This is a genomic window from Pedobacter sp. (assembly GCF_037719805.1).
Classification (GTDB): domain Bacteria; phylum Bacteroidota; class Bacteroidia; order Sphingobacteriales; family Sphingobacteriaceae; genus Pedobacter.
Genome location: NZ_JBBJLZ010000003.1, coordinates 571,344 through 582,079 on the forward strand (window position 1 = coordinate 571,344; position 10,736 = coordinate 582,079).

The following is a 10,736-nucleotide window of genomic DNA, read 5'->3' on the forward strand; positions in this document are numbered from 1 at the left end:
TACATGTCAGATACGATCCAGGACCAAACGTTTAACAAAGAATTATTACTTGAGAAGCCATTAGTTAAAGCCGTTTACGAAAATTGCTTGTTCAACAACGCCGATCTTTCTAACCTTAACTTTTCAGACTACCGTTTTATCGACTGCGTTTTTAGCGGTTGTAATTTGAGTCTCACCAAGCTGAACAAGACGGGGATGCAGGACGTAAAGTTTGTCGGCTGTAAGATGCTAGGTCTTCATTTTGATGCGGTTAATGAATTCGGACTGGGGCTAAGCTTTGAAAACTGCCTACTTAACCACAGTTCTTTTTACAATCGAAAGCTTAAGAAAACCGTTTTTAAAGGCTGCGCGCTCCAGGAATGTGATTTTACCAGATGCGACCTGACTGCAGTACAATTTAATGAATGTGATTTACTGAGTGCCACCTTCGACGATACTATCCTGGAGAAAACTGATTTTAGAACCGCGTACAACTATTCACTCGATCCAGAAAAAAACCGCATAAAAAAAGCCCGCTTTTCTACAAACGGACTTGCTGGATTGCTCCAAAAGTATGATATAGAGATAGATTGAAAGCTAGCTTTTTAAATCAATCTTCTTTCCTGATTTAGTCGCAAGGTAGATCGCATCAATTATCTTCATGTCTCTCAATGCTTCTTCGCCATCAACCGGAACAATAGGGGTCTTACCCTCCAGAATAATCTGAGCCATTTCATCCATTTGTACGGTCTGATGAGTAGGCTCTGGTTGATTGAGTTCTCCTTTATGTGTGCGGCCTTTTATCGGACCATATCCTGTGGAAGGCAACAGTTCTGCGAAACCTTTCTCCCCCGTAAGGAAGAAGCGGTCGAGGTTGTTCATATTATAGGTAGACAGACAAGAGGCAACCGCGCCACTCGGAAAGCCCATCTGAAATTGAATGGTTTCATCTACACCTTCCTTAAATTTAACCGGATCGGTCTTCGTTTCCTGTGCCGTAACCCAGATTGGCTCTTCACCAATCATATATCTTGCCCCATTTAAGGCATAGATCCCGATATCCATCATAGAGCCGCCACCTGCAAGCTGCTTATTTAAGCGCCATTGTTTTGGGTCTCCAGATGTAAACCCGCAGAGACCCTGGAAAAACTTGATCTTTCCAAACTCGCCAGCTTTTCTCATCCGAATAATCTCAAGGGTCTTAGGTTCAAAGTGCATTCTGTAACCGACAAGTAGCTTGACTTTTGCCGCCTTACAGGCATCAATCATCTCTTGAGCTTGTTTAGCGTTTATCGCCATAGGCTTTTCGCAAATGGCGTGCTTACCCGCTTTTGCTACACGGATAACCTGGTCATGATGCAACGCATTTGGAGTGATCACATAGACCGCATCAATGTCGGGATTATTTTTAACCTGATCGAAGGTTTGATAGTTGTAACAGTTCTTGTCTGGAATGTTATATTTGGTTTGCCACTCTTTCATTTTTGACGGAGTACCACTGATCAGCCCAACAAGTTTGGCCCTGGTGCACGACTCCATCGCCTTGGCAACTATAGACGCGTAGCCACCAAGCCCCATGATCGCCACACGAAGAACAGGTCCTTCATAGGATGATTCCAGCTTGCCGGAAGTATTTGACCAACCTGAGGTTACATTTGCAAGTTGCAATAGTAAAGCAGAAGCGCCCATCTTTTGTAAAAAGTCTCTACGTGTGTTCATAATTAAGGATTTAACTAATAATCAATCTGTTTAGAAAATTGTTTTTGAAGATTGCATCAAGCAGTCATCAAATCTCGATAATCATTGGGTGATCTGTCAAGGTGAGGATAATATTTTTGTTTCCGTAACTGGCTGTTACAGCAGTACCAATAGTAGGGTCAAAGACTTTAACGGATTTTATGTTTGCTGGTAAAGTGAGCGATATTTGTTCAGATCCCTTAGCTTTCTCTGCCCAAATCACTAGCGCAAGTTTCCCATTGCTTTTTTGCAATAGCAAGTCGTGTACGGTAGCGGGTTGATCCTTGATCAGGTAGCTTAGCGTTCGCAGGTTCCGCTTTGTGGTAGAACCAGTTTGGTCCGTTAAAATAGTGGTCATGTTATGCAGATAGAGCGCTGACTTCCTTGGTACATAATCTTTGGTGTAAAAGCCAAAAGATTGGTTGCCATCTTCGTCCGACCGGTCTCTTAAGAGGTATACTGCCGTGTAGCTCCAGTTTCTCTTAAATTGAGCCAGGTATAGATTCAGGTACAATCGTGCTTGCTTTTCTTCAGATCTGTCCGTATCAATCGTCATTCCTGTTTCGGTTGTAACGCGAGGAAGCTTTTCCAAGTGCGCTACTGTATATCCTTTAAACTTGGATTTCCAGGTGATACCATAGTTCCCAAAAAGGCCGTCGACTTTACATTCCGGTCCTGGATCAGCAGCGTTCCAGGTTTGGTTGTCGTACAGCCCGGGATGGGAGGGATGCATAAAGTAATTGTGGCACACTGCGAAATCGGCAAATTTTGTTCCTATAGGCATCAGGGTCTGGGCGCTGGGCGGTATTTCGAGAAACTGGAGGCCTGTATTGTCTGTTTGTGCTCCGTTTTCACAAATACTCCACACGGGACAGTTTTTCAGTTGTCTATCATTTTTAACGGCATGGTAAAGGTTTTTTTGCAGTGCAGCTACAGGTTTCCAGGTCGTATTGGCACCGCCTTTTTCCGCTTTGTAGGTAATTCCCCAATTATTTGGCTCGTTTAATCCTTCAAAAGCCAGTAAGGCGCCAGCGCTTTCGAGAACTTTTCCGTTTTCTAATAGCTTCGGAATGTCAGTACCGCCACTTAAAAGACCATAGCTGTATTTAAGTCCGGTTTCTTGATGGAGCCGGATTAGATCATTAAGTGGAATATCACCCTCATAGCCCGTCCGGATCCACCGAATACCAAGATATTTAATGGCCTTGAGGGTCTGTTCTAAAGTCTCCCCGCGTTTGGATACGGAAGAATTAACCCCAATGCTATTTAGAAAATTATCGACAGGAATCGCCTTTACCGCTGAGGGCCGGGTAACCGTGTTGGGTGGTGAATCACCCAACAAAAGACTTAATAAAAATATGAAGTTGACCATACTGTATTTATAAGTTGGATACAGGTAGATCTGCTATCTACCTATTTAGCATAATATTAAGCAATATATTCAAAGGAGGGAATTTAAGAATAATTTAAGTGTTTTGAAAGATGCATTCTAGTTCTAAGCGATTACATTTGAAATTTCCGCCTAACAAGCGGTACCCTTTTTTAACACACAGATCACCAGATATGAACAGCAGTAGAATGAACTATCTATGCCTGTTGCTTCTTTTATTTACTACGCAGCTAGCTGCACAGGTAAAGGAGTCAGGCAGCCTTCAAACAGAACGAAAGCTTTGGGATAACCGTCCCGCGAAAGCATGGATGGAAGATGCTTATCCAATTGGAAACGGGCGCATTGGTGGAATGGTATTCGGCGGCATTCCGGAAGAACATATACAATTTAACGACAATACACTTTGGACAGGTAATGAAACAGACAGAGGGACCTACCAGGCTTTCGGCGACCTGTTTATCAAATTGGGGAGCGGAGGACTAAATGTTCCGGAGGATTACAAACGCGAGCTGGACCTTAGCAATGCGGTACATACCATCAGTTATACAGCCAATGGAATCAAATTCAAACGCGAATATTTCTGCAGCTTCCCTGATAAGGTTATGGTGCTTAAATTTACTGCAGATAAAAAAGGCGCTTATTCAGGAGTAGTAACGCTGAAAGATGAACACGGTGCCTTGGTCACTAATCCGGGGAATGACGGAAAGACCTTGCAGATCGCTGGTAACCTTAGTAACGGAATGCTTTATCAGGCGAATGCCTTGATACAATCAGCAGGCGGTACCCTTAAGGTGGAATCCGATGGTAAAAAGGGAAGCCAGCTCCGAATAGAAAATGCCGATGGTTTTACCATACTTTTTGCTGCTGGAACTGATTTCCTAAACGATCACAACAAGAAATGGAGAGGCGGATCACCGGATATAAAGAACAAACAGATCCTTGCCAAGGCATCGGGGAAACAGTTTTCAGCATTGCTTAAGGCACACGTTGACGATTATAAGGCACTGTCTGATCGCGTTGTCATCGACTTAGGAAGAAGCCCTTCTACCACGCTTGCATTGCCAACATACCAAAGACTTAAAAACTACAAGAAGAGTCCAGACCCGGAATTGGAGTCCCTAATCTTTCAATATGGGAGGTATTTGTTGATCGCCTCTTCCAGAAAAGGCGGACTACCTGCTAACCTCCAGGGGCTTTGGAACGAGAGCAATACTCCACCCTGGGGAAGCGACTACCATACCAATATCAACATACAGATGAATTACTGGCTAGCTGAGCCTACAAATCTTTCAGAGTGTGCAGTGCCTTATCTGGATCATATAGAAGCTATTCGAGCAGTCAGGAAGATCAATACTCAAAAGGAATATCCCGGTGTAAGGGGTTGGACATTAAGAACAGAAAGTAACCCTTTTGGTGGGGAGAGCTATACCTGGAACACTCCCGGAAGTGCCTGGTATGCACAGGCACTTTGGGAACACTACTCTTATGCCAGAGATAAAGCGTATTTAAAGAATTTTGCTTACCCGATTATTAAAGAGATCTCTGAATTCTGGGATGATCATTTAAAGCGCAGACGAGACGGAACCTTAGTTTCGCCATTAGGATGGTCGCCTGAGCATGGACCAACAGAAGATGGAGTGACTCATGATCAGCAGATTGTATATGATCTCTTTACAAACTACATTGAGTCAGCAGACATTTTAGGGGTCGACAAAGTATACCGAAATCATATCGCAGACCTAAGGGCGCACCTGCTTAAGCCGAAGATTGGCAAGTGGGGACAATTGCAGGAATGGGAAACAGATCGTGATGATCCAAAAGACACCCATCGCCACGTATCACATCTGTTTGGCTTGCACCCGGGACGAGAAATCACAACAATAACCACCCCTGAATTAGCTAAAGCGGCCAGAACGAGCTTGCTCGCCAGAGGCGATGCATCGACAGGTTGGTCGATGGCCTGGAAGATGAATTTCTGGGCACGACTGCAAGATGGTGACCATGCATATGTCATCCTGAAGAACTTCATTACGCCAGTAGGTGGATCAGGCATTGACTACAACGAAGGCGGTGGCATCTATGCCAATTTGCTTTGCGCTCATCCGCCTTTTCAGATCGATGGTAACTTTGGATATACAGCTGGGGTTTCAGAGATGCTTGTTCAAAGTCATACAGGTGATCTTCAGATACTACCTGCTTTACCAAAAGCCTGGTCAGACGGCAGCATAAAGGGACTGATTGCTCGCGGCAACTTCGAGATCACAGATTTACAATGGACAGGTGGAAAGCTGGCCAAGCTAACAATCAAATCGCTATCAGGTAATGATTGCAAAATCCGTACGTTAAATGCGGTGCAGGCGGGATTCAAAGCAGTGTCATCCAGCCAATCAGGTCCCGACTTTGTTTCTAGTTTTAAAACACAAGCAGGTAAATCATATAGCTTTAGCGCTAAGAATTAACGACCAAGAATACAGGACTATGTATAAAACAGCCCTTTCATCAATTGCGATGATATGTTTATTCTCCATGATCTCCTTAGGCCAAAACAAGCCCTTAAAGCTAGAATATACTGGGCCGGCAAAAATGTGGGAAGAGACTTTGCCCTTAGGAAATGGAAGACTTGGGATGACTCCTGATGGGGGAGTGTATCAGGAGAAAATCGTGTTGAACGACATCACGCTATGGTCTGGCGGTCCGCAGGATGCCAATAATTATGAAGCTTATAAGAGTCTGCCGGAGATCAGACGACTGCTTATGGAAGGTAAGAATGAGGAAGCTCAGGATCTCGTCAACAAGAATTTTGTTTGTGTCGGACCAGGTTCAGGTAGCGCCCAGTGGGGTAAATATCAAACACTTGGCGCACTTGAGCTAAACTACGACTATAGCGTTAAAGGCGACAATGTACCATCAATTTACAAAAGACAGCTATCGCTGGATCAAGCTATTGCAACCACAAATTACACCCTTAACGGGCAATCTTTCAAACGTGAATACTTCACTAGTTTCAGTAGTGATGTAGCCATCATAAGGCTGACTGCGGTGACTCCCGGATCAATAAATGTAAAGATTTCGCTAAGCCGGCCCGAGCGGTTTTCCGTTAAAACGGAAGGTAGAGAGCTGCAAATGTCCGGTCAGTTAGATAATGGCAAGGATGGAAAAGGCATGCAGTACATGACGCGTGTACAGACGAAATTAAGCGGTGGTACGGTTGTAGTTGAAAAGGAGGCCCTCGTGATCAAAGGCAGCTCTGAAGTTTTGATCTATGTATCTGCTGCTACGGACTTCCGGGGCTATGCTTTCAAAGAGAAATCAAAGGCCATTCTTGCCTCGGCTATGACTAGAACCTATCAGGCTGAGAAAACTACCCACATCAGCAACTTTAGCAAATTCTTTAAGAGGGTAAACCTAAACTTAGGTAATGGAGCCAACTCCGTTAAGGCGACTAACCTCAGGTTGGACAACTTCTATAAAAACTATGCTTCCGATCCAGCATTAGCAGCGCTTTTCTTCCAGTTTGGGAGATACTTAACCATTAGCAGTACCAGAGTGGGCTTGCTGCCACCTAATTTGCAAGGCCTTTGGGCAAAAGAGATCAACACCCCCTGGAATGGAGATTATCACCTGGATGTGAACGTTCAGATGAATCATTGGCCGGTTGAGGTCACTAATCTCTCAGAACTGAACCTTCCTTTGGCAGACCTGGTTAGGGGCTTGGTTGAACCAGGGGAGCGGACTGCTAAGGCTTACTATAATGCGGATGGCTGGATCGCCCATGTGATCACCAATGTTTGGGGCTTTACAGAACCCGGTGAAAGTGCGTCCTGGGGCGTTGCTAATGCGGGCTCCGGATGGCTATGCGAAAATCTTTGGCAACATTATGCCTTTACAAACGACATTTCCTACTTAAAAAGCATCTATCCAATACTGAAGGGTTCTGCTTTATTCTATAAAAGCGTTTTGGTTAAAGATCCGAAAACCGGATGGCTGGTCACTTCTCCATCCGTATCTCCGGAGAACTCCTTTTACCTGCCAAATGGAAAAACCGCAAATGTTTCGATGGGACCGACCATAGATAACCAGATTGTTCGTGACCTGTTTAGCAATGTGATTAGGGCCTCAAAGGTATTAAAGACCGACGTAGCGTTGCGTAATGAACTCACAGAAAAGTTAAAGCAGGTACCACCGCCGGGTGTCGTAAGCAAAAGTGGACGCATCCAGGAGTGGTTAGAAGATTACAAGGAGACTGACCCGGAACACCGGCATATTTCGCACTTATGGGGGCTATACCCAGCCTCACTAATTACGCCCTCAAGGACTCCGCTATTGGCGGAAGCAGCGAAAAAGACGTTGGAAGTTAGGGGAGACGATGGACCTAGCTGGACAATTGCGTATAAACTACTGTTCTGGGCCCGTTTAAAGGATGGTAATCGTGCATTCAAATTGCTGAAAGAAATTCTGAAGCCAACATCCCGAACCGACATCAACTATGGTGCAGGAGGTGGAGTTTATCCCAATATGCTCTCTGCTGGACCGCCTTTTCAAATAGACGGAAACTTTGGCGCTACTGCAGGCATCGCAGAGATGCTGCTGCAGAGCCATGATGGCTTTATTGATCTGCTTCCTGCTATACCAGACGCATGGAAAGCAAGTGGCAATGTTAGTGGCCTAAAAGCCAGAGGGAATTATACTGTGGATTTCAGTTGGAAGAATGGTTTGGTCACCACTTATAAAATAAGGGCAGCGGTACCGCGGAAAGTTAAAGTCAAGGTTAACGGAGTGTTAAAAGAAATCTTCGCTGTTAAATAATTAGAAAATAATTTATTAATCTATTATATTAGGTGCTTCTAACCAATTAGTTTTCCCTTAATATGAATTTGAAACGCTCAGTTCTCGCATTAGCCCTCATTTCGTTATTTTCATTCGCTTTTATTCCTAAAGGCGTAGATCCTGTAGACACCATAGTAACTGCCCTACAGCGGTGGAACGACACCAACCCTCAAGAAAAAGTTTATTTACAAACCGACAAGCCTTACTATGTGGTCGGAGACACCATCTGGTTTAAGGGATACGTTACCATTGGTAACAAGCATCAGTTGTCTGCCATGAGCGGTGCATTGTATGTTGATTTAATTACCGAGTCAGACTCCCTTGCCGTAGCCTTAAAACTTCCGGTTACTTCCGGTATGAGTAAAGGTAACTTCGTGCTGGCGGATAGCAGCTTCCGGGAAGGTAATTACCGTTTAAGAGCCTATACGCAGTGGATGCGTAACGCTGGACCAGCCTATTATTATGATAAAGTGATCAGTATAGGTAACTCAGTGACCAATCCGGTATTCGCGAAGATCGACTATGAATTTAGTAAAGACGGAGCTAAGAATGTGGTGACCGCTGTGCTGACTTACACCAATGACAAAGGCGAGGCGATGATCAATAAGACTGTCAACTACGACTTGTTGGAAGACTTCGACATGATTACCACACAGACAAAGAAGACGGATGGTACTGGAAGCATACGTGTTGTATTACAGCCTGGAAAGTCTGGTAAAATAGATGGAACGGTAATCCATAGTAGAATTAATACGATTGATAAAGAGACTGTAGTTAAGGATTTCGCCGTAAAAGCGGTGTCTTCACAAACCGATTTGCAGTTCTTTCCAGAAAGCGGACCGCTTGTCAACGGTGTGAGGAGTCGTGTCGCTTTTAAAGCCACTGGTTCTAATGGCACAGGTGTTCCTGTAAAAGGTATCGTGACCGATGAAACTAATGCCACGGTAGCTGAGTTTGAAGCTGCGAATTTCGGTATGGGCTTCTTCAGGTTTCAACCAGAAGCAGGTAAAACGTATCAGGCTAAAGCCACGTATCCTGATGGTTCTGAGAAAACAGTTAAGCTTCCAGCTGCTATTGACAACGGTTATGTATTAAGTGTTTTCAATAACCCTGAGACTGATACTATACTGGTACGAGTAAATGCAAGTAAGGCTGCAGTAGCTGCCGGTCAGTCGCTGAGTCTGGTTATACAGACTGGCGGAAATGTACACTATGCAAGCACAGTTCCACTCAACAAGCCAGCTTTTTCTGTGATGATTCCTGCTAAGGAATTGCCTTCAGGTATTGCACAGTTCACATTATTTTCCGCAACAGGCGATCCAGTCAATGAGCGGATTGCTTTTGTACAAGGAAACGACCTGATTAATTTAAAGGTTACAACAGCTAAAAAAACCTATGCTCCAAAAGAGAAAATTGAAGTCGCGCTTGAAGCTTTAGATGCAAAAAACGCAGCAGTGAGAGGTTTTTTCTCTGTTTCGGTAATCAACGAAGCATCTGTTCCGGTTGATGAAACTAAAGAATCAAGTATCTTATCACATCTATTGTTATCGTCAGACCTTAAAGGCTATATAGAAAAACCAAATTACTATTTCAGCAATCCAACAGTAGAAACGAAAACTAACCTGGATCTTCTGATGATGACTCAGGGATACAGAAGATTCACCTGGAAAGATATCATGTCGGAGAATCCGATGAAGTTGCCTTTTAAAGCTGAAAAACTTACTTCGGATATCACTGGTAAGTTGGTCACTTTAAATAAGAAACCGCTTCCCGTTATTGGTGGACAAATCGTGCTGTTTAACAACAAGCTAGGTGGTATCATTGGTACTCAAATTACCGATGCTAACGGTGTGTTTAAGTTTAGTGATCTGTTAATGACCAATGAACTTGCCTTCACGCTTTCAGGCAAGAGCCCAAAAAACAGTGATAACGTCGAGATTACTGTTGACAAGGTAAAACAGGAAACGATGACCCCTAATCCAAATCGGAGTGACGTAGATACAGACCTCCGCAAAACATTATTAGCCTCTTATGAGAATAGTAAGAAATTAGAAGAAGACATTCAAAAGCGTGGAATGTTAGGGCGTACGCAGATCTTGAAGGAAGTTAAGATCACGGCCGGTAAAAGGAAAAACAGGTTTGGTGTAGACATGATCATGGATGGTCATGCAGATCAAACCATTAGATTCAAAACTGGTGATGAGAACTTTCTGAACCTTTTGGAATGGGTTAAATTTAGAGTGCCTAATATTCTTTTCAGACAAGATGACTCAGACCAGTGCGGTTTAATATTCGTAGCTGTGAGCAGAACTGAGGTGATGAAAATTCTTGTTGATGGTCGGCCGATCAGTCCTTGTGAAAGTCAGGATTTCTTCCAGATGGATCCAAGTGATATCGAGCGTATGGATGTTGTACGTACTAACCAGGCTTTAATTAATATGCTTGGAGGACCTGCATTGTCCTTTACCACTAAAAGAGGGGTAGGAATGCTGCGTAAAACGTATACTCCTAACATCATTAATATTACTCCAAGAGGATATAACATTGTACGGGAATTCTATTCACCGGTTTACAATAACGATGGAAATGATAGCCGTGTAGTTGATCTAAGAACAACATTATACTGGAATCCATCCGTAGTGACTGGTAGTGACGGAAAAGCTAAGTTTAGTTTCTTCAATTCAGATGGAGTTGGTACGCACCGCGTATTGGTAGAAGGTATGAATGCAGATGGGATCTTAGGTCGTCAGATATTCAAATATGAAGTGAAGTAGTATAGTCATGGCGCAAACGTTTTCGATGA

General features: G+C 43.8%; 6 protein-coding genes. 4 read left to right on the plus strand and 2 right to left on the minus strand.

All coding sequences use genetic code 11. The features are described 5' to 3' along the window. The first annotated feature begins 3 nt into the window (after positions 1-3). The gene (locus WKF66_RS12165) at positions 4-573 is read left to right on the plus strand and encodes a pentapeptide repeat-containing protein (RefSeq protein ID WP_489674727.1); all 570 of its coding nucleotides are present in this window, start codon (positions 4-6) and stop codon (positions 571-573) included. Between the two features lie 3 nt (positions 574-576). Here the strand turns inward: WKF66_RS12165 and WKF66_RS12170 are convergent, their stop codons facing one another. Together WKF66_RS12170 and WKF66_RS12175 are read right to left on the minus strand one after the other, a co-directional pair. After that, a complete protein-coding gene (locus tag WKF66_RS12170; protein WP_489674728.1) occupies positions 577-1,698 on the minus strand; it encodes a Gfo/Idh/MocA family protein in 1,122 nt (373 codons plus the stop codon). A gap of 67 nt (positions 1,699-1,765) precedes the next feature. After that, on the minus strand, positions 1,766-3,088 hold the full coding sequence (locus WKF66_RS12175; RefSeq protein ID WP_489674729.1) for a hypothetical protein: 1,323 nt from the start codon (positions 3,086-3,088) through the stop codon (positions 1,766-1,768). 191 nt (positions 3,089-3,279) lie between these two features. Here WKF66_RS12175 and WKF66_RS12180 point away from each other — a divergent pair, with 191 nt between their 5' ends. The 3 genes from WKF66_RS12180 to WKF66_RS12190 all read left to right on the plus strand — a co-directional run bounded on the left by WKF66_RS12180 (position 3,280) and on the right by WKF66_RS12190 (position 10,707). Continuing rightward, positions 3,280-5,565, plus strand: a complete 2,286-nt coding sequence (locus WKF66_RS12180) for a glycoside hydrolase family 95 protein (RefSeq protein WP_489674730.1) — start codon at positions 3,280-3,282, stop codon at positions 5,563-5,565. A gap of 19 nt (positions 5,566-5,584) precedes the next feature. Then, entirely contained in the window at positions 5,585-7,912 is a 2,328-nt protein-coding gene (locus WKF66_RS12185) for a glycoside hydrolase family 95 protein (protein WP_489674731.1), read from the plus strand. A 62-nt stretch (positions 7,913-7,974) separates the two neighbouring features. After that, positions 7,975-10,707 (plus strand): TonB-dependent receptor, encoded by a 2,733-nt coding sequence (locus WKF66_RS12190; protein WP_489674732.1) that lies wholly within the window; start codon positions 7,975-7,977, stop codon positions 10,705-10,707. Positions 10,708-10,736: the final 29 nt, after the last annotated feature.